Origin of the sequence: Paracoccus jeotgali (genome assembly GCF_002865605.1) — a bacterium.
Taxonomy (GTDB): Bacteria; Pseudomonadota; Alphaproteobacteria; order Rhodobacterales; family Rhodobacteraceae; genus Paracoccus; species Paracoccus jeotgali.
This window is the reverse complement of the sequence record NZ_CP025583.1, coordinates 1,491,381-1,511,043: the sequence shown is the minus strand read 5'-3', so window position 1 is coordinate 1,511,043 and position 19,663 is coordinate 1,491,381. Positions and strand designations below refer to the sequence as shown.

19 protein-coding genes are annotated in these 19,663 nt (G+C 68.8%); 13 read left to right on the top strand and 6 right to left on the bottom strand.

From position 1 onward, the window contains the following. Nucleotides 1-69: 69 nt before the first annotated feature. From eno to CYR75_RS07405, 3 genes are all read right to left on the bottom strand, one after another. Nucleotides 70-1,344, bottom strand: a complete 1,275-nt coding sequence (eno, locus tag CYR75_RS07415; protein ID WP_101499470.1) for a phosphopyruvate hydratase — start codon at nt 1,342-1,344, stop codon at nt 70-72. A gap of 82 nt (nt 1,345-1,426) precedes the next feature. Continuing rightward, nucleotides 1,427-2,122 carry an endonuclease/exonuclease/phosphatase family protein gene (locus CYR75_RS07410; protein WP_101499469.1) on the bottom strand — a complete coding sequence of 232 codons (696 nt, stop codon included), beginning with the start codon at nt 2,120-2,122 and terminating at the stop codon, nt 1,427-1,429. Further along, entirely contained in the window at nt 2,119-3,528 is a 1,410-nt protein-coding gene (locus CYR75_RS07405) for a protein adenylyltransferase SelO (RefSeq protein ID WP_101499468.1), read from the bottom strand. The genes CYR75_RS07410 and CYR75_RS07405 overlap by 4 nt, the downstream gene beginning before the upstream one ends. 159 nt (nt 3,529-3,687) lie before the next feature. On the opposite strand from CYR75_RS07405, the gene obgE reads away from it, so the two are divergent. Both obgE and proB read left to right on the top strand, forming a co-directional pair. Continuing rightward, a complete protein-coding gene (gene obgE, locus CYR75_RS07400; RefSeq protein ID WP_101499467.1) occupies nt 3,688-4,716 on the top strand; it encodes a GTPase ObgE in 1,029 nt (342 codons plus the stop codon). Continuing rightward, complete coding sequence (gene proB / locus CYR75_RS07395; RefSeq protein ID WP_101499466.1) at nt 4,704-5,816, top strand: glutamate 5-kinase; 1,113 nt, start codon at nt 4,704-4,706, stop codon at nt 5,814-5,816. The genes obgE and proB overlap by 13 nt, the downstream gene beginning before the upstream one ends. A 179-nt stretch (nt 5,817-5,995) precedes the next feature. On the opposite strand, the gene ilvD is transcribed toward proB, so the two are convergent. Continuing rightward, nucleotides 5,996-7,834, bottom strand: a complete 1,839-nt coding sequence (gene ilvD, locus CYR75_RS07390) for a dihydroxy-acid dehydratase (RefSeq protein ID WP_101499465.1) — start codon at nt 7,832-7,834, stop codon at nt 5,996-5,998. Between the two features lie 188 nt (nt 7,835-8,022). Then, nucleotides 8,023-8,883, bottom strand: a complete 861-nt coding sequence (locus tag CYR75_RS07385; RefSeq protein WP_225972893.1) for a PAS domain-containing protein — start codon at nt 8,881-8,883, stop codon at nt 8,023-8,025. Between the two features lie 177 nt (nt 8,884-9,060). On the opposite strand from CYR75_RS07385, the gene gmk reads away from it, so the two are divergent. Next, nucleotides 9,061-9,684, top strand: coding sequence for a guanylate kinase (gene gmk, locus CYR75_RS07380; protein ID WP_101499464.1), 624 nt, complete (start codon nt 9,061-9,063; stop codon nt 9,682-9,684). A 5-nt stretch (nt 9,685-9,689) separates the two neighbouring features. Further along, on the top strand, nt 9,690-10,223 hold the full coding sequence (locus CYR75_RS07375; RefSeq protein WP_101499463.1) for a gamma carbonic anhydrase family protein: 534 nt from the start codon (nt 9,690-9,692) through the stop codon (nt 10,221-10,223). A 6-nt stretch (nt 10,224-10,229) separates the two neighbouring features. Here CYR75_RS07375 and CYR75_RS07370 read toward each other — a convergent pair whose 3' ends face one another. Then, a complete protein-coding gene (locus CYR75_RS07370) occupies nt 10,230-11,321 on the bottom strand; it encodes a Hint domain-containing protein (RefSeq protein WP_101499462.1) in 1,092 nt (363 codons plus the stop codon). Between the two features lie 176 nt (nt 11,322-11,497). On the opposite strand from CYR75_RS07370, the gene CYR75_RS07365 reads away from it, so the two are divergent. The 9 genes from CYR75_RS07365 (at nt 11,498) to CYR75_RS07325 (ending at nt 19,564) form a co-directional block, all read left to right on the top strand. Further along, nucleotides 11,498-12,187 carry a metal-dependent hydrolase gene (locus tag CYR75_RS07365; RefSeq protein WP_101499461.1) on the top strand — a complete coding sequence of 230 codons (690 nt, stop codon included), beginning with the start codon at nt 11,498-11,500 and terminating at the stop codon, nt 12,185-12,187. Nucleotides 12,188-12,280: 93 nt separating this feature from the next. After that, nucleotides 12,281-12,568 carry an Asp-tRNA(Asn)/Glu-tRNA(Gln) amidotransferase subunit GatC gene (gene gatC / locus CYR75_RS07360; protein ID WP_101499460.1) on the top strand — a complete coding sequence of 96 codons (288 nt, stop codon included), beginning with the start codon at nt 12,281-12,283 and terminating at the stop codon, nt 12,566-12,568. Then, nucleotides 12,565-14,046, top strand: coding sequence for an Asp-tRNA(Asn)/Glu-tRNA(Gln) amidotransferase subunit GatA (gene gatA / locus CYR75_RS07355; RefSeq protein ID WP_101499459.1), 1,482 nt, complete (start codon nt 12,565-12,567; stop codon nt 14,044-14,046). Before gatC ends, gatA begins: the two co-directional genes overlap by 4 nt. 23 nt (nt 14,047-14,069) lie before the next feature. Further along, a complete protein-coding gene (locus CYR75_RS07350; protein ID WP_158644612.1) occupies nt 14,070-14,768 on the top strand; it encodes a hypothetical protein in 699 nt (232 codons plus the stop codon). A gap of 53 nt (nt 14,769-14,821) precedes the next feature. Further along, nucleotides 14,822-15,484 (top strand): N-acetylmuramoyl-L-alanine amidase, encoded by a 663-nt coding sequence (locus CYR75_RS07345; protein ID WP_101499457.1) that lies wholly within the window; start codon nt 14,822-14,824, stop codon nt 15,482-15,484. Between the two features lie 64 nt (nt 15,485-15,548). Then, a complete protein-coding gene (locus CYR75_RS07340; RefSeq protein ID WP_101499456.1) occupies nt 15,549-16,925 on the top strand; it encodes an MATE family efflux transporter in 1,377 nt (458 codons plus the stop codon). Between the two features lie 45 nt (nt 16,926-16,970). Beyond that, nucleotides 16,971-17,207 (top strand): Lrp/AsnC ligand binding domain-containing protein, encoded by a 237-nt coding sequence (locus CYR75_RS07335; RefSeq protein ID WP_101499455.1) that lies wholly within the window; start codon nt 16,971-16,973, stop codon nt 17,205-17,207. 78 nt (nt 17,208-17,285) lie between these two features. Further along, a complete protein-coding gene (gene ftsY, locus CYR75_RS07330) occupies nt 17,286-18,488 on the top strand; it encodes a signal recognition particle-docking protein FtsY (RefSeq protein WP_101499454.1) in 1,203 nt (400 codons plus the stop codon). Between the two features lie 2 nt (nt 18,489-18,490). Then, nucleotides 18,491-19,564: an alkane 1-monooxygenase gene (locus tag CYR75_RS07325; protein ID WP_225972892.1), complete on the top strand. Its 1,074-nt coding sequence runs from the start codon at nt 18,491-18,493 to the stop codon at nt 19,562-19,564. Nucleotides 19,565-19,663: the final 99 nt, after the last annotated feature.

The window sequence follows — 19,663 nt, the reverse complement described above, 5'->3', positions numbered from 1 at the left end:
AGAAGCCCGGTTTCTTCTTTGCCTAAATACTCAAACGCCGCGCCCGCAGCCGGGCGCGGCGTCCAAAGGTCAGCGCAGGATCGAGCGGCCGGCGTAGATGGCGGAATCGCCCAGCATTTCCTCGATCCGGATCAGCTGGTTGTATTTCGCCAGCCGGTCCGAGCGGGCCAGCGAGCCGGTCTTGATCTGGCCGCAATTCGTCGCCACCGCGAGATCGGCGATGGTGGAATCCTCGGTCTCGCCCGACCGGTGCGACATGACGCTGGTATAGCCGGCGCGGGTCGCCATAGCGACTGCGTCGAGGGTTTCGGTCAGGGTGCCGATCTGGTTGACCTTGACCAGCAGCGAGTTGGCGCAGCCGGCGCGGATGCCTTCGGCGAGACGGGCGGGGTTAGTGACGAACAGATCGTCGCCGACCAGTTGCACCGACTTGCCCAGACGGTCGGTCAGCAGCTTCCAGCCGTCCCAGTCGTCCTCGGCGCAGCCATCCTCGATCGACAGGATCGGGTAATCGGCGCAGAGCGCGGCCAGATAATCCACGTTTTCAGCCGGGGTCAGGGTCTTGCCCTCACCCGACATGACATATTTGCCATCGCGGAAATATTCGGTCGATGCGCAATCGAGCGCCAGCATGATGTCATCGCCGGGGGCGTAGCCCGCCTTTTCCACCGCGCGCAGCACGAAATCGAGCGCTTCGCGGGTCGAGGAGAGGTTGGGGGCGAACCCGCCCTCATCGCCGATGCCGGTCGAGAGGCCGGCCTCCGACAGCTCTTTCTTCAGCGTGTGGAAGATCTCGGCGCCCATCCGCACGGCCTCGCGGATATTGTCGGCGCTGACCGGCATGATCATGAATTCCTGGATGTCGATGGGGTTGTCGGCATGTTCGCCGCCATTGATGATGTTCATCATCGGCACCGGCAGGATATGGGCCGAGGCCCCCCCGACATAGCGGTAGAGCGGCAGGGCCGAGGCCTCGGCGGCGGCCTTGGCGGCGGCGAGGGATACGCCGAGGATGGCGTTGGCGCCCAGCCGGCCCTTGTTCGGGGTCCCGTCCAGTTCGCACATCGCGGCGTCGAGACCGCGCTGATCGGTCGCGTCCTCGCCCACCAGCAGCTCGGCGATCTCGCCATTCACGCTGTCGATGGCGTCGAGCACGCCCTTGCCCATATAGCGCAGCTTGTCGCCATCGCGCTTTTCGACCGCCTCATGCGCGCCGGTCGAGGCCCCTGACGGCACGGCCGCGCGGCCCATGGTGCCGTCTTCCAGCAGCACGTCGACCTCGACCGTGGGGTTGCCCCGGCTGTCCAGAATTTCGCGGGCATAGATGTCGATAATGGCGGTCATGGAACCCCTCCTGATGCGGTTGGGGTCGGATATAGCCGGGGCGGCCCGGCGGTGAAAGCCGCAATTGCCCGGCGCGGGTCCGTCAGTGACTGCGGCCGCGCAGCCGGATTTCGGCCCAGATCGGCAGGTGGTCCGAGGCTTGCCGCGCAAGGTCGCTGTCAGCCACACCGCAGCGCAGGACCTCGACGCTCGACGAAAACGCCATCCGGTCCAGCCGCAGCGTCGGCATCGGCGCGGGATAGGACGGACCGGGCGTGATCACATGCAGCCCTTCCAGCGATTCCAGCCCGCGATCCCCGCGCCATTCGTTGAAATCGCCCATCAGCACGATCGCATCGCCCGCCAGCCGCGACGCCTTGGCCGCCAGCCGGGCCAGTTGCGCGCGCCGCGACGACCGCGCCAGCCCCAGATGCACGCCGATCAGCGTCAGCCCCGCCACCCGGACAGCCAGCGCGCCGCGCGGCTCGATCCCCGGCAGGGGCAGGCGACGGGTCGTGGCCTTGCTGGCCAGATCGGGACGCATCAGCACCTGCTGACCGTGCCAGCCAAGCGAGGTCTCGCCTGTGGTCCGCATCTGCACCGGCACCAGACCGGTCATGTCCTGGATCAGCGCGCGGGGCAGGGCCTCGGGGCGGGCGCCAAAGCGGAAATCGACCTCTTGCAGGGCGATGATGTCGGGGGCCAGATCGGCGATGACCTGCAGATTGCGCTCGGGCGCGTGGGGGCCGGTCAGGCCCTGGCACTTGTGCAGGTTATAGCTGGCGACGCGCAGGATCATGTCCCGCAGAATGTCCGGGTTACGCGTTCGGAAGCAAGGGGGGCGGCGGCCAGATCGTCCCATTCCTCGCGATCCGCGAAGGGGTCGCTCAGGGCCGCACGTAGCCGGTCGAAGGGGGCCGTGTCGCCGCCTACTGCGGCCGCGATGGCCGCCTCGATGCGGTGGTTGCGCGGGATGCGGCGGGGATTGGCGCGGGACATGATGTCCTGCTCCGGGGCGGCGGCACGCCAGTCCTGTTCCCAGACGTCAAAGCGGGCGGTGTCGCGGAATTGGGCGCGGGCGCTGCCGTCCGACAGCCCAGCAAAGACGCGGGTGAAGTCGGCGGCCTCCTCGGCCATCTGCTCCAGCAGGCGCGCGACCAGATTTCGCGCCGTGTCTGACGGCTGCAGGCCCAGCTTGGCGGCGAAGACGCGGTCCCGCTCGACCTCGAACAACTGGGGGTAGGCGTGGACGATGCGCGTGGCCTCGGCCACCGCCGCGTCCTCATCCTCATCCAGCAGCGGGATCAGGCACGAGGCGAGCTGCGCGAGGTTCCACACCGCCACATGCGGCTGCTGGTCATAGGCGTAACGCCCGCCCCGGTCGATCGAGGAGAATACCTTATCCGGCTGATATTCATCCAGAAACGCGCAAGGCCCATAGTCGATCGTCTCGCCCGACACGGCCATGTTGTCGGTGTTCATCACGCCGTGGACGAACCCCAGCCCCATCCACAAGGCGATCAGCCGCGCCTGCGCGGCGACGACGGCAGAGAGGAACTCGGCAGGCGTCTCGGCCTGCGGAAAATGTCGCGTCCCGGCGTGTTCGGTCAGCGCGCGCAGCGCCTCGCAATCGCCGCGCAGGGCGAAATATTCAAAGGTACCGACGCGGATATGGCTTGACGCGACGCGGGTCAGGATCGCGCCCGGCAGGCGGCTTTCGCGCCGGACGATGCCGCCGGTCGCCACCGCCGCCAGCGCGCGCGTGGTCGGCACACCGGCCGCGGCCATGAACTCACTGACCAGATATTCGCGCAGCACCGGCCCCAGCCATGACAGCCCGTCGCCCTGCCGCGAGAACGGCGTCGGACCACTGCCCTTCAGTTGCAGATCGAAGCGCGCCCCGTCCGGGGCCACGACCTCGCCGATCATCAGCGCGCGGCCATCGCCCAGTTGCGGCACGAGATGGCCGAATTGCTGGCCCGCATAGGCCTGCGCGATCCCCGCCGCGCCGGGCGGCAGCGCATTGCCCGACAGCATCGCCAGCCCCTCGGGTCCGGCCAGCCAGTCCGGGTCCAGCCCCAGACGCTGTGCCAGCGGCGCGTTCAGCGCCAGAAGTTGCGGATCGGGGCTGCCCATGGGCCGGACCGGCGCAAACATTCGCTGCGGCAGGCGGGCGTAACTGTTGTCGAAAACCGGTGCGTTCATGGCGCTGATGTAAGCCTTGCGGCGGGAATGCCAAGGGGCGCGGCGCGCGCCCGCCCCGCGCGAAGCCGCGCGACGGGCGCGAAACCGGGCCGCAAAGCCCTGCCACGCTTGCAGCCGAGGGCGTTTTCGGCGTATCCGCCTGACAAAAGGAGTGCCGCGATGAAGTTCCTCGATCTGGCCAAGGTGCATATCCGCTCGGGCGGCGGGGGGGCGGGTGCCGTCAGCTTCCGGCGCGAGAAGTTCATCGAGTTCGGCGGCCCGGACGGCGGCGATGGCGGGCGCGGCGGCGATGTCGTGGTCGAGGCGGTCGAGGGGCTGAACACGCTGATCGATTTCCGCTATCAGCAGCATTTCTTCGCCCGCAACGGCCAGCACGGGATGGGCCGGCAGCGGACCGGCGCCTCGGGCGAGGACATCGTGCTGCGCGTGCCGGTCGGGACAGAGATCCTCGACGAGGATCAGGAGACGGTGATCGCCGACATGACCGAGGTCGGGCAGCGCGTCGTGCTGGCGCGCGGCGGCAATGGCGGCTTTGGCAACCTGCACTTCAAATCCTCGACCAACCGCGCGCCGCGCAACGCCAATCCGGGCCAGCCGGGGGTTGAGCGCGTGATCTGGCTGCGCCTCAAGCTGATCGCGGATGCGGGGCTGGTGGGGCTGCCGAATGCCGGGAAATCGACCTTCCTCGCCGCGACCTCGAACGCCCGGCCCAAGATCGCGGACTACCCCTTCACCACGCTGCACCCCAATCTGGGCGTCGTGGGCATCGACGGGCGCGAGTTCGTGATGGCCGATATTCCCGGCCTGATCGAGGGCGCCAGCGAGGGGCGCGGGATCGGCGACCGCTTTCTGGGTCATGTCGAGCGCTGCGCGGTGCTGCTGCATCTGATCGACGCCACCTCGGACGATGTGGTGGGCGATGCGCAGACCGTGCTGACCGAACTGGCCGCCTATTCCCCGGTGCTGATGGCCAAGCCCCGCGTCACCGCGTTGAACAAGATCGACGCGGTCGACCCGGACGATCTGGCCGAGGGCCGCGCGGCGCTCGAAGCGGCGCTGGACGGGCCGGTGCTGTTGATGTCGGGCGTCACCCATGAGGGGCTGACCGAGGTGCTGCGCGCGCTGTGGGTGCAGATCGCGCCCACGCGCCATGTCCAGACCGAGGAGACGGGCCGGTGGCAGCCCTGACACCCGATATCGCGGCCGCCCGGCGGCTGGTGGTCAAGATCGGCTCGGCCCTGCTGGTCGGGCCCGAGGGGCTGCGCGTCGACTGGCTGCGCGGGCTGTGCGACGATGTCGCGGCGTGGCGGGCGCGGGGGGCCGATGTGGTGCTCGTCTCGTCCGGCTCGATCGCGCTGGGTCGGCGGGTGCTGGGGCTGGCGCCGGGGGCGCTGGCGCTGGAACAGGCGCAGGCGGCGGCGGCGGTGGGGCAGATCCGCCTTGCCCGCGCCTACGAAGAGGCGCTTGCGCCGCACGGCGTCACCACGGCGCAGATCCTCGTGACGCTCGACGACATCACCGACCGCCGCCGCTATCTGAACAGCCGCGCGACCATGCAGGCGCTGCTGGCCGCCGGCGTGGTGCCCATTGTCAATGAAAACGACACCGTCGCCACGGATGAGATGCGCTATGGCGACAATGACCGGCTGGCCGCGCAGATCGCGGTCACGGCGGGGGCCGATCAACTGCTGCTGCTGTCGGATGTGGACGGGCTGTATACCGCCAACCCCAAGACCGAGCCCGACGCGGTGCATCTGCCGGTTGTCGAGCATCTGACGCCAGAGGTCGAGGCGATGGGCGGCGATCCGATCTCGGGGCTGTCGCGGGGCGGGATGAAGACCAAGCTGCTGGCCGCGCGCACCGCGGTTGCCGGCGGCTGCGCGATGGCGATTGCCGAGGGCTCGGTCCAGCGACCGATCAGCGCGGTCGCTAAGGGCGCGCGGGTGACGTGGTTCCTGCCCGACGGCGACCCGCAACTGGCGCGCAAACGCTGGATCGCGGCGATGAAGCCGCGCGGGGAACTGCATGTCGATGCCGGGGCCGAGGCGGCGCTGCACAGCGGCAAATCCCTGCTGCCGGCGGGCGTGACGCGGGTCGAGGGCCGCTTTGGCCGGGGCGAGCCGGTGGCGATCACCGGCCCGTCCGGCGCCACGCTGGCGCGCGGGCTGGTCCGCTATACCGCGGATGAAGCCCGCATCATCGCCGGCCACCGCAGCACCGAGATCGCCGCGCTGCTCGGCTACGCCGCCCGCGCCGCCCTGGTGCATCGGGATGATATGGTGGTGTGAGCGAGGCGGGTGGTTGTTGACCGTGACCCTGAACGTCAGGAGTCGCTGTCGCCCCTAGACCGCTCCAGCGGCCATCAGCGTCGACAAGCTTGCGCCGCTTGCGCCTCGCAGCGCGATCCTGCCCCGAAGCCGCCCCGCCCCCGCAGCCGCCAAGGCTCCGAGGGCGAGGCAATCAGTTCTTACTCCGGCAGCACCCGCACCGCGCCCTTGTCGGCGCTGGCGGCAAAGGTGGCGTAGGCGCGCAGCGCGGTGGTCACGTTGCGCTTGCGCGGCTCGGCCGGTTTCCAGCCCAGACGGTCCTGTTCGGCGCGACGTGCGGCGAGTTCATCCTCGGGGACGGCGATGTGGATGGTGCGGTTGGGGATGTCGATCTCGATCCGGTCGCCATTGCGGACCAGCCCGATATCGCCGCGCTGCGCCGCCTCGGGCGAGCAATGGCCGATCGACAGCCCCGACGTCCCGCCCGAAAAGCGGCCATCGGTCACCAGCGCACATTCCGCGCCCAGACCCTTGGATTTCAGGTAACTGGTCGGATACAGCATCTCTTGCATGCCCGGCCCGCCCTTCGGACCTTCATAACGGATCACCACGACATCGCCGGCCTTGACCTTGCCGGTCAGGATGCCGCTGACCGCCGCGTCCTGGCTTTCATAGACGACCGCCGGGCCGGCGAAGGTCAGGATCGAATCGTCCACCCCCGCCGTCTTCACGATGCAGCCGTCGGGCGCGATGTTGCCGCGCAGCACCGCCAGCCCGCCATCGGCCGAAAAGGGCGCCTCGACCGAACGGATGATCCCGTCCTTGCGGTCGAGATCGAGCGACTCCCACCGCTGCGATTGCGAGAACGCGGTCTGCGTCGGCACCCCGCCCGGCGCGGCGGAATAGAAGCGATGCACCGCCTCGTCCGTGCTGCGCGAGATGTCCCATTGGTCGATGGCCTCGCCCAATGTGGCGGCGTGAACAGTCGGCGTGTCGCGATGGATCAGCCCGCCCCGTTCCAGCTGGCCGAGGATCGCCATGATGCCGCCGGCGCGGTGGACGTCCTCCATATGGACGTCCTCCTTGGCGGGGGCGACCTTGGACAGGCACGGCACGCGGCGCGACAATTCGTCGATATCCTGCAGGTCGAAGTCGATCCCGCCCTCATGCGCGGCGGCGAGGATGTGCAGCACGGTATTGGTCGACCCGCCCATCGCGATGTCCAGCGACATGGCGTTTTCGAACGCGCGGCGGTTGGCGATGTTGCGCGGCAACACGCTGGCGTCATCCTGGTCATACCAGCGGCGCGCCAGCCCGACGATGCGCTGCCCGGCCTCTTCGAACAGACGCTGACGGTCGGAATGGGTGGCGAGCGTCGAGCCGTTGCCCGGCAGCGACAGGCCAAGCGCCTCGGTCAGGCAGTTCATCGAGTTCGCGGTAAACATGCCCGAACACGATCCGCAGGTCGGGCAGGCATTCTGCTCGATCGCCAGCACATCGGCATCGCTCATGCTGTCATCGGCGGCGGCCACCATCGCATCGACCAGATCCAGCGATTGCAGCTTGCCGTCCTGCAGCACGACCTTGCCGGCCTCCATCGGGCCGCCCGAGACGAAGATCGCGGGGATGTTCAGCCGCATGGCCGCGTTCAGCATGCCGGGGGTGATCTTGTCGCAGTTCGAGATGCAGACCATCGCGTCGGCGCAATGGGCGTTGACCATGTATTCCACCGAATCGGCGATGATCTCGCGCGAGGGCAGGGAATACAGCATCCCGTCATGGCCCATGGCGATGCCGTCATCGACGGCGATGGTGTTGAATTCCTTGGCCACGCCGCCGGATTTCTCGACCTCGCGCGCGACCAGCTGGCCCAGATCCTTCAGGTGGACGTGTCCGGGCACGAACTGGGTGAAGCTGTTGACGATGGCGATGATCGGCTTGCCGAAATCATCGTCCTTCATGCCGGTGGCGCGCCACAACCCGCGCGCGCCGGCCATGTTGCGGCCATGGGTCGAGGTGCGAGAACGATAGGCGGGCATGAGATATCCTTTCACATGGCGGTGCCGGGCGGGCGGCTGTTGCGCCCGTATCTAGCGAAGAATCACCGGCATCGCCAGACGGAGGCGCAAAGGCATCTGCGGCGCGGCTGGCCGGCGGCTGTTCGCGTGACAGATATGGGCCCGGCAGCCGCAATGACCAAACGCGCCGCCATTCCCGCGCCGCCAGATCAGTCCTCTGGCCCCTCGATCACCCGGAACCGCGCGCGGCGCTCTTCGGGCGTGGCATCAGGGCGCAGCGGCTCGCGCGGGGGGCGGGAGAGCATCGGGGGGCGCCACGGCAGCGGTTCCTCGCCAAAGCCGGTGGCGCCGGGGCCGGGGGGCAGGGCACGCGCACCCTGGATCAGCGGGGCCACCGTCTCGCCGGTCATGTCGAAGCGGCGCGGCCCGCGCCCGATCTGGCCCTGCGTCGCCAGACAGCCAAGCGCCCGGGTCACATCGCCCAGATCCGATTTCAGCGGCAGCAGCAGCATCCGCCCGACCAGCACCGGGCGCCCATAGCTGGCCTCGGCCCGCAGGGTCAGTTCGGCGGTCTGCGGTGCCTTGAAGACCGATTCGAGCACATCCGAGAACCGCCCCCGGCTGTCGGGGTTCAGGACCGAACAGACCGGCATCCCGCGCACCTCCATCCCCATCAGATCGACGAGATGGCTGCCCGCCAGCCGAAACCGCGCCGCACCGGGCGCGATCCGTTCCAGAATGAAGGCATAATCCAGCACCTCGCGAATCCCGCGCGGCTCGACATCGGCGCGGTCGGGGACGGCGCGGCCCTGTCGCAGACTGTTCCAATATTGTCGCATCGTCTCGGCCACGCGGGCCGGGTCGGGCCAGCGATCCGCCGCCAGCCGGATGCCCCGTCGCGACCGCGTTTCAGGCGGCCCGTCCTGCGGCGCGTCAGGCGCGCCCGGCGGCGCAAGGGGCCGCCGCCCCTCGATCCGCGTCAAATCGCCCGGACCAGTGCCGCCACGGCCCGCGCCGCTGGTTGCGGCCGGTCCCGCCTCGGTCGGGGGCTGGTTCACATCATCACTCATTACAAACATTCCGATCACAGATGCGGTCACCCGGCAACGCCGTTTCCTGGATGACCGCAACCCCACAATACCCGACACGCGCCCGCGGTCATGGGAAAATCTTACCCATTGGTTAAGAAGACAGGCTTGATTCCCCCCGCCAAGCCCGGGCAAATGCCGCCAACGAAAGGGGCAGGCATGGACCGGACCGGGCTACTCATCATCCTCTCATCTCCTTCGGGGGCGGGGAAAACCACGCTGGCGCGGCGGCTGATCGACTGGGACCCGACGCTGGCCTTCTCGGTTTCGGCCACCACCCGCCCGCCACGGCCGGGCGAGGTGCATGGCCGCCATTACCACTTCACCACGCGCGAGGATTTCGCCCAGCAGGCCGGCGACGCGCAGATGCTGGAACATGCCGAGGTGTTCGGGAACCTTTATGGCACGCCCCGCGCCCCGGTCGAGGCGGCGATGCAGGCCGGGCGCGACACGCTGTTCGACGTGGACTGGCAGGGCGGCCAGCAGATCCGCGCCTCGGCCCTGGGCGGGCATGTGGTGTCGATCTTCATCCTGCCGCCCTCGCTGGCGGAGCTGGAGCGGCGGCTGATCTCGCGCAGGCAGGACGCGCCGCAGGTCATCGCCGCGCGGATGTCGAAAAGCCGCGATGAGATTTCCCATTGGGCCGAATATGATTATGTGCTGATAAACGACGATCTGGACACCAGCTTCCAGCAGCTGGTCGCGATCCTGACCGCCGAGCGGCTGCGGCGCGAACGGCAGAAGGGTCTGGGAACATTCGTCAAGGCGCTGATGGAGGGCTGATCGGCATGATCTGGGAACTGGACGGGGTGACGCCCCAAATCGCCGACGATGTCTGGATCGCGCCCGACGCGCAGATCATCGGGCGCGTGGTGATCGAACCGGGCGCGAGCATCTGGTGGGGCGCCGTGCTGCGCGGCGACAATGACGAGATCCGCATCGGCCGCGGCTCGAACATCCAGGACCTGTCCTGCATCCACACCGATCCCGGTTTTCCCGTGCATGTGGGCGAGAATGTGACCGTGGGCCACCGCGCCATGCTGCATGGCTGCGTGATCGGGTCCGGCTCGCTGATCGGGATGGGGGCCACGGTGCTGAACGGCGCCCGCATTGGCGAGGGCTCGCTGATCGGCGCGCAGGCGCTGGTCTCCGAGGGCAAAGAGATCGCCTCGCGCGTGCTGGTCATGGGCGCCCCGGCGCGGACCGTGCGTGACATCGACGACGCGCAATATCAGGCGCTGCTGGGCTCAGCGCAGTCCTATTGCGACAAATCGGCGCGGTATCTGCGCGGGTTGAAGCCGGTGGACAGGGCGCAGGGCTAGCGCGGCTCAGTCGTCCGCCTGCATCACCAAGGCGCGGCCGTGCTTGAGGTGGCGGCGCGTCAGCTCTCGGCCCTCGCGGCCGGTCAGAAACTGGCGCGCGCCGGTGGGGGCGGTGCCGTCGAACAGTTGCGGCAGGATCGCCCTAATCTCGCGGCGGGCGGCGCTGCCAAGGGCGGCCATCGCCTGCGGCCCGGTGAACAGCGATTCGGTCCAGCATCCGTTCGACCAGACCAGCTCGTGCCGGTCGAACAGCAGGTGGTGATAGCCGACCCCGCCGCCGGGATTCAGCACCGCGATCCCCGGCAGACCGCACAGATGCTTGGCCGCCACCAGCGCCTCGGCCTGCCCGACCAGACGGGCGGCGATCTTCGAGTGAATCAGCACCCGATGCTGCGGCGAGACGGTCAGATCATGCGCCGGCAGCCCCGGCCCAAGCGCGCCGGACCGGATCAGGATCGGGCGCAGATGCGGGGCGGCGTCCAGCTCTCGCGCCGGCAGGTGCCGCCCGCCGGCCCAGGCCACCGGACGCAGCCCCCGATCCCGCGTCCGCACCAGATCCCCCGCCACCAGCGTCTCGACCGCGCGCATCCCGTTCGCGGTGTCGATCAGGGTGCCGGTGGCGAAGCAGGGGATTGCTGTGTGGTCGGTGGACAGCCGGTTAAGGTTGTTGCCGATGTCCCAGTTGTAGTCTTTCTGGGGGTCGAGGGGCGGGGTCCCCTTCGCCGCGATGACAAAGACCGTGCGTCCGCCGCCAAGCGGTGCGGGAGAGTTAATCGAGCCGGTGGCCTGATGCGGAATGAACACGTAATAAAGATGGTTCGTCCCCGGCTGCAAAACCTCGCTGACGGTGTTGACGCGAAAGGTCAACGGCGTGCCGGCGTTGATCACCTCGCCCTGACCAAGGTCAAGATCTTCCAGCAGTTCTTGCCCGCCAGCATTGAAGTCGACGATACGATCGAAGCTGTCGCCGGGGTCCGCGAGGTATATGTCGGTCCGCTGCGCTTGGGAAAACAGCGCTCCGCTTTGATAGGTGAGGGGGAAGCCACCTAAGACCGGCACCGGGCTGTCGAAGGTAAAGGCCTGGATCAGATAAGACATTCTCGCCCCGATCTTTCAGCTTGCACGCGTCAACGCTTCTCCAATTTGCAACCTATAGCAGATCAAAAATGAGTTAACGCAACCCTTAATCATGAATCGACGCGGTTTTTTTGTCGCAACCGGGGTGCTAGGCTGCGCCAAGGGCGGCGCGTAGCCGCGGATCAACGGAGGAAGCGATGAAACTGACCTGGCTGGGCCACGCAAGCTGGCGGATCGAGATCGAGCAGGCGGTGATCCTGATCGACCCCTGGGTAAAGGACAGCCCGGTCTTTCCGGCCGAACGCCGCGACGAGGCGCTGGCGGGCGCGACCCATATCCTGATGACCCACGGTCATTTCGACCACGCCACCGACGCCCCCGGCATCGCGAAAGAGCTGGGCATCCCCGTCGCGGGCATCTTCGATCTGATGCAATACTGGGAAAAGCATCACGGGATCGAGGTGATCGGCTTCAACAAGGGCGGCACCGTCGATCTGGGGGGCGCGTCTGTCACCATGGTCAACGCGACGCACTCATCCTCGTTCGCGGATGGGGATGGGCGGCCGGTCTATGCCGGGCACGAATCCGGCTACATGATCGCGGGCGAGGGGCGGGTGATCTATCACTCGGGCGACACCGACATCATGGCCGACATGGAATGGATGGGCGATCTGCACAAACCCGATATCGGCATCCTCTCGGTCGGCGGGCATTTCACCATGGACCCGGCGCGGGCCGCCTATGCGGCGCGGCGCTGGTTCGATTTCGACAGCATCGTCTGCTCGCATTACCGGACCTTCCCGGCGCTGGAACCCGACATCTCGCCCCTGAAGGCGCTGAAGGCGCGGCTGATCGAACCCGAGATCATGCAAAGCTTCACCCCCTGAGACCCCGCCATCCCGCAGGGGAAAGCCCGAACCGGCATGCTTGCAGCGCGTTGCCGGCGCGGCTAAACCCGGCGCCAGATACAAGGAGCTTCCATGTCCATCACTGAAGATGAGGCGCGCAAGGTCGCGCATCTGGCCCGCATCGCGGTCGATCAGAGCCATCTGCCGGCGCTCGCGGCCGAGCTGAGCCATATGCTGCAGTTCATGGAGCAGCTGAACGAGGTGGATGTGGAGGGCGTCGAGCCGATGACCGGGGTCACGCCGATGCGCCTCAAGCTGCGCAAGGATGTGGTCAGCGACGGGAATTATCAGCAGAAAGTGCTGGCCAACGCTCCCGATGCCCGCGAAGGCTTCTTTGCCGTGCCGAAGGTGGTGGAATGAGCGCGCTGAACGAATTGACCATTGCCGAGGCCCGCGACGCCATGCGCGCCGGCAAGCTGTCCGCGGTCGAGCTGACCGAGGCTTGTCTTGCCGCTGTCGAAGGTGCTGGGGCGCTGAACGCCTTTGTCCACCAGACCCCGGATCTGGCGCTGGAAATGGCGCGGGCGGCCGATCACCGCATCAAGGCCGGCGACGGCGCGGCGATGACCGGGATTCCGGTCGGCATCAAGGACCTGTTCTGCACGCGCGGCGTGCCCACCCAGGCCGCGAGCGGGATTCTGGAAGGCTTCCGTCCCGAATACGAATCCGCCGTGACCCAGAACCTGTGGGATGCCGGCGCGGTCATGCTGGGCAAGCTGAACATGGACGAGTTCGCCATGGGCAGTTCCAACGAGACCAGCGTCTATGGCAATGCGGTCAACCCGTGGCGCGTGGGCGAGACGGCGTTGACGCCTGGCGGGTCTTCGGGCGGTTCGGCGGCGGCGGTGGCGGCGGATCTGTGTCTGGGCGCGACCGGCACCGATACCGGCGGCTCGATCCGCCAGCCGGCGGCGTTCACCGGAATCGTGGGGCTGAAGCCCACCTATGGCCGGGTCAGCCGCTGGGGGACCATCGCCTTTGCCTCGTCGCTGGATCAGGCCGGGCCGATGACGCGGACGGTGCGCGATGCGGCAATCATGCTGGGCGCGATGGCCTCGGCCGATGACCGCGACTCGACCTGCACCGATCTTCCGGTCCCGGATTACGAGGCTGCGCTGACCGGCGACATCCGCGGCAAGAAGATCGGCATCCCGCGCGAATACCGCATGGACGGCATGGGCGCCGAGATCGAGGCCCTGTGGCAGAAGGGCGCCGACATGCTGCGCGATGCGGGCGCCGAGATCGTCGAGATCTCGCTGCCCCATACCCGCTACGCGCTGCCCGCCTATTACGTGATCGCCCCGGCCGAGGCGTCGTCGAACCTGGCCCGCTATGACGGGGTGCGCTATGGCCACCGCGCGCGGCTGGGCGCCGGGGACGGCATCGTGCAGATGTATGAAAAGACTCGCGCCGAAGGCTTTGGCCCCGAGGTGCAGCGCCGGGTGATGATCGGCACCTATGTGCTGTCGGCGGGGTTCTATGACGCCTATTACAACCGCGCCCGCAAGGTCCGGGCGCTGATCAAGCGCGACTTCGACCAGGCGTATGCCGCGGGCGTGGACGCGATCCTGACCCCCGCCACGCCCTCGGCCGCGTTCGGGCTGGGCGAGATGGCGGGCAAGGACCCGGTCGAGATGTATCTCAACGACGTCTTCACGGTGACGGTGAACCTTGCCGGTCTGCCGGGCATCTCGGTGCCGGTCGGGCTGAACGCCGACGGTCTGCCGCTGGGGCTGCAATTGATCGGGCGGCCCTTTGCCGAGGCCGAACTGCTGAATCATGCCAGTGTTCTGGAGCGTGCCGCAGGCTTTGTCGGCCGGCCGGACAAATGGTGGTAACGATCGGGACAGGAACCGTAAAAATGAGAAAAACTGCTCTAGGACTGATCTGCCTTGTGGCGCTGTCCGCCTGTGCCGACGGGCGCGGCCAGGTGCTCGACCCCCGTTACCGCTTCGACAGCGCGACGAGTTATGACCAGTATCGCGCCACGCGCGAGGTGGCGCTGACCGGCCGCGCGCCGGCGCCCCAGACGGTGCCGATGACGCGCCCCTTCGAGGCGCCGACGCCCGAGATGATCCAGACCCCGACGCTGTGGGAACGGGTGCGCGGCACCACCACCGGCGTCGCGCAGGTCGCCACCGCGCCGATCCGGGGCAACCGCGCACCCAAGACCGGCGGTGCCTATGTCGATCCGGCGACCGGCAAGCGGCTGCCCTCGGCCCGAGTGCCGGTCAAGCGGGCCGCGCGGGTTGCGGTCGTGGCCCCGGTCGCCGCCCCTGTCGCCGGCCCGGTCGCGGGCACCACCACGCCGGGCGTCGATCTGCTGGCGACCTATGCGATGGGTCAGCAGCATCCGATGGGGATGCAGGTCTATGCGCGGTCCGGCGGCTCTGCCGTGGTCGCCTCGCAGGCCTGTGCGGCCTATGCCGAGGCCGGGCAGGCGCAGCTTGCCTTCCTGGCGCAGGGCGGCCCGCAGCTTGACCCGCTGGGCCTCGATCCCGATGGCGACGGCTATGTCTGCGGCTGGGAGCCCGGCCCCTACCGCCAAGGCGCGATGTAAGACCTGTCCGGCCCCGGCGGGCAAAGCCTGCCGGGCGCCGATCCACCGCCACCATGTCCTTTCCCAGCCCCAATCACGGCCCGCGCCAGAACGGCCTGCACCCGACGCTGATCGTTCTGCATTTCACCGGCATGATCGACGCCGCATCCGCCCGCAGCCGCCTTTGCGATCCGGCGGCCGAGGTCAGCGCGCATTGGCTGATCGACGAGGATGGCGCGACCGAGGCGCTGGTCCCCGAGGATCGCCGCGCCTGGCATGCCGGGGCAGGAAGCTGGCAGGGGCATCAGGACATCAACTCGCGGTCCATCGGGATCGAACTGGTCAATCCCGGCGACCGGCCCTTTGCGGCGGCGCAGATGGATGCGCTGTGCCGGCTGCTGCCGCAGATCATGGCGCGCTGGCAGATCGGCCCCGCCGGCGTCATCGGCCATTCCGACATGGCGCCGGGCCGGAAATGCGACCCCGGTCCGCGTTTCGATTGGGCGCGGCTGGTGCGGCTGGGGCTGGCAGTGGGGCCTGCTGCACTTGATCCGGCCCCGCCGCTGCCGCCGCTGGCCGAAAGCCTGACCCGCATCGGCTATCCCGATGTGCCGCCCGAACAACGCCTCGCCGCCTTTCGTCTGCGCTTCCGCCCCGGCGCCGTCGGGCCAGAGGTGATCGCCGACCGCCGACTCGCCTTTGCCGTGGCCTCGGCGATGAACGCGACGGCCCGCTGACCCCCGGCCCAAGCCGCTGCCGATGGGCCTTGCCCTTGCGTCCGGGCTTGGCTAATCGCGAGCCATGTCCTTCGCCCGTTACCGCCCCCATATCGCCGCCACGATGGCGCTTGGCCTGCCGCTGGTCGGCGCGCATCTGGCGCGCATGGCCATCGGCATCAGCGATACGGTGATGATCGGCTGGTATTCCGTCGATGCGCTGGCGGCGCTGGTGCTGGCGACCTCGATCCTGCTGATCCTGATGATGCTGGGCGCGGGCTATGGCATCGGCATCATGGGCCTGCTGGCCACCGCCCATGCCCGCGACGACACGACCGAGATCCGCCGCGTCACCCGCATGGCGCTGTGGCTGTCGCTGGTTCATGGCGTGCTGATGATGCCGGTCCTGTGGTATTCCGGCCCGCTGATGCTGGCGCTGGGACAGGCCGAGATCGTGGCGCAGCTGTCGCAGGACTACCTGCGCATCGCCGGCTGGGGCATCGTGCTGACGCTGTGGGCGATGGTGCTGAACTCGTATCTCGCCTCGATGGAGCGGACGCAGGTCGTGCTGTGGCTGACGCTGGCCGGGCTGCCGGTCAACGTCGCCTTCAACTGGGTGTTCATCTTCGGCAATCTGGGCGCGCCGGAACTGGGCGTGCGCGGCGCGGCCATCGCCTCGGTCGGGACGCAGGCGGTGACGCTGGCGGCGATCCTCGCCTATGCGCTGTGGCTGCCGATGACCCGGCCCATCGCGCTGATGCAGCGCTTCTGGCGGGCCGACTGGCCGGCGCTGCGGGCGGTGTTCCTGCTGGGACTGCCGGTCGGGCTGACGCTGGTGGCCGAGATCGGGATGTTCGTCGGCAGCAATGTGATGATGGGCTGGTTCGGGACCCAGCCGCTGGCGGCGCATGGCATTGCGCTGCAGCTGTCCTCGATCAGCTTCATGTTCCAGCTTGGCATCGCCAATGCCGCGACCATCCGCACCGGGCAGGCCGCCGGGCGCGGCGATGCGGTGATGATGCGCGACGCGGCGGTGACGGTCCTGTGGATCGCGGCGGGCTTCGGCGCGCTGACCAGCCTTGCCTTCATCATCCTGCCCGAGCCGATGGTGGGGCTGTACCTCGACCCCGCCAATCCGCAATCCGAGGCGATCCTGTCGCTCGCCGTCGGGCTGATGTTCTGGGCCGCGCTGTTCCAGCTGGCCGATGCGCTGCAGGTGCAGGGGCTGGGGCTGCTGCGCGGGGTGCAGGACACGCGCGGGCCGATGTGGCTGGCCGGGATCAGCTATTGGGTGATCGGCCTGCCGGCGGGCTATCTGCTGGCCTTTCCGCTGGGGATGGGCCCGACCGGGCTGTGGGCCGGGCTGTTGATCGGGCTAACGGTCGCGGCCGTGCTGATGCTGCGCCGCTTCTGGGCGGGGGTCGAGCGCGGGGACTGGACGGGGGCCGCGCAGCCGGGCTAATCATGGCCAGCGCCGCCCGTTCCCGTTGCAAGCGAAAGACATCCCATGCGCCCCGTTTTCGTGCAGTTCCGTTGCGCCCCTGGCCAGACCTATGCCGTTGCCGATGCGATCTATGACCGCGAGATCGTGTCCGAGCTTTACTCGACCTCGGGCGATTTCGACCTGATGGCCAAGCTGTATATCCCCGAGGATCAGGATATCGGCCATTACCTGAACGAGCATCTGTTCGATATCGAGGGGATCCAGCGCACCCTGACGACGATGACCTTCAAGGCGTTCTAGGCCCGGCCCCTGCGCTGCGGCGGGCTTTCCCTTTCCGCCCCGAAGCCTTAGGTTCCGGGTCCAGCGAATGAGGTGGCGATGTCGTTCTTTTCCAAGCTGCGCGAGCGGTTGACCAAATCCTCCTCCCGGATCGGGCAGGGGCTTGACGATCTGGTCGGCGAGGGCACGCCCGAGACGCCGCCGGGCCGCGCCCCTGACGCCGCGCAAGCTGACGCGGCCCCGCCAGCCCCCGCCGCGCCGCCACCTGAAGCGCCCGCCGATCCGGCCGCCCCCACCGCCCCGCCCGATCCGCTGCCCGGCCAGCCCGGCCCGGTGACGCCGCCCCCGCCGCCTGAACCCGCCGAGGCGCCGCGACCGGCTGCCCCGGAGCCCGCCGCGCCGCCCGAAACCCGCCGCCCCGGCCTGATGGGGCGACTGTTCGGCGCCGCACCGCCCACGCCCGCCGAGCCGCGGCGAGAGCTTGACGACGCCATGCTCGAAGACCTCGAGGATACGCTGGTCGCCGCCGATATGGGCGTCGATACCGCGCTGCGCGTCACCGCCAACATCGCCGAAGGCCGCATGGGCCGCCGCCTGTCCGCGACCGAACTGAAGACGCTGCTGGCCGACGAGATCACCCGGATCATGACGCCGGTCGCCCGCCCGCTGCCGCTTTACCCCAAGACCCCGCAGGTGGTGCTGGTGGTGGGGGTCAACGGCTCGGGCAAGACCACGACCATCGGCAAGCTCGCCAGCCAGTTCCGCGCTGCCGGCAAGAAGGTGGTGATCGCCGCCGGCGACACCTTCCGCGCCGCCGCGGTCGAGCAGTTGCAGGTCTGGGGCGACCGCGCCGGCGTCCCGGTGATGACCGCGCCCGAGGGCAGCGACCCGGCCAGCCTCGCCTTTGACGCCATGACACGGGCCGAGGCCGAGGGCGCCGATCTGCTGATGATCGACACCGCCGGCCGCCTGCAGAACCGCGCCGACCTGATGGAGGAGCTGGCCAAGATCGTCCGGGTGATCCGCAAGAAGGACCCCTCGGCGCCCCATAACACGCTGCTGGTCTTGGACGCGACGACGGGCCAGAACGCCATCTCGCAGGTCGAGACGTTCCGGCGTCTCGCCGACGTGTCCGGGCTGGTGATGACCAAGCTGGACGGGACCGCGCGCGGCGGGGTGCTGGTGGCGCTGGCCGACCGCTTCGGCCTGCCGATCCATGCCATCGGGGTGGGCGAGCAGATCGACGATCTCGACGCGTTCGAGCCGCGCGATTTCGCCCGCGCGCTGGTCGGGCTGGACTGACCGTGGCGCCGCGTCGGGGTTCGCATCTCGTGCCCCCGGCACTCGCCTATGCCGCGGCCGGAATCCTGCCGGCCGCGCTGCTGATCCGCGGGGCCGAGGTCGGCGGCTGGCCGCTGTGGCTGGGCCTGCTGTGGATGGCAGTGCTGGCACCCTTGGCCGATATGCTGGCGGGCCTGTCCTTCGGCGATGCCGAGGAGGGCCAGCCTTTTCCTGCGACCGAGACCGGGCTGACCCTGCTGGCGCTGACCCATTTCGCGCTGCTGCTGTCGGCGCTGAGCGCCTTTGGCAGCAATGAACTGACCCTGACCGAGCGTGTGGTGCTGTTCTTGGGCGCCGGCATGTGGTTCGGGCAGGTCGCCAATGCCGTCGCGCATGAGCTGATCCACCGCAGCCGCCGCAGCCTGTTCCGGCTGGGGACCGCGATTTATGTCAGCCTGCTGTTCGGCCATCACGTCAGCGCCCATCGGCTGGTCCATCACAGCCATGTGGCGACGGCGCGCGACCCGAACTCGGCCCGGCTGGGTGAAAGCTTCTGGCGCTTTTTCCCGCGCGCCTGGTGGGGGTCGTTTCGGCAGGGGCTGGCCGCCGAGCGGGCGCGGGCGCGGCTGCCGCGGCGCCTGAACCCCTATCTGATCTGGGTCGGCGGGGCCGGGCTGTGGATCATCGGCGTCTGGATCGGCTTCGGGCCGAGGGCGATGGTGGATTATCTGGGGCTGTGCCTTTACGCGCAGATGCAGCTTTTGCTGTCCGACTATGTGCAGCATTACGGGCTGCGCCGCGCCCGCACCGGCGACCGGGTCGAGCCGGTGGGCCCGCGGCATAGCTGGGATTCGCCCCATGCGCTGTCCTCGCTGGGGATGGTGAATGCGCCGCGACACTCGGACCACCACGCCCATCCTGGTCGCCCCTATCCCGCGCTGCGCCTGTCCCCGCAGGACATGCGCCCGCTGCTGCCCTATCCGCTGCCGGTGATGGGCGCCATCGCGATGGTCCCGCCGCTGTGGCGCCGGGTGATGGATCACCGGGTGGCGCGGATGCAGGCGGAGCCGGTGGGCGAGGACTCGCAGCGGCCGTAAGGGGCTTGCCTTGCCGGACGGCGCGTCGTCCTCAGCCACGGGTCTGGCTTGGCTGCCGCTGGATCGCAGCGGCGAGGGACAAGGCGACAGCGCAGAGGT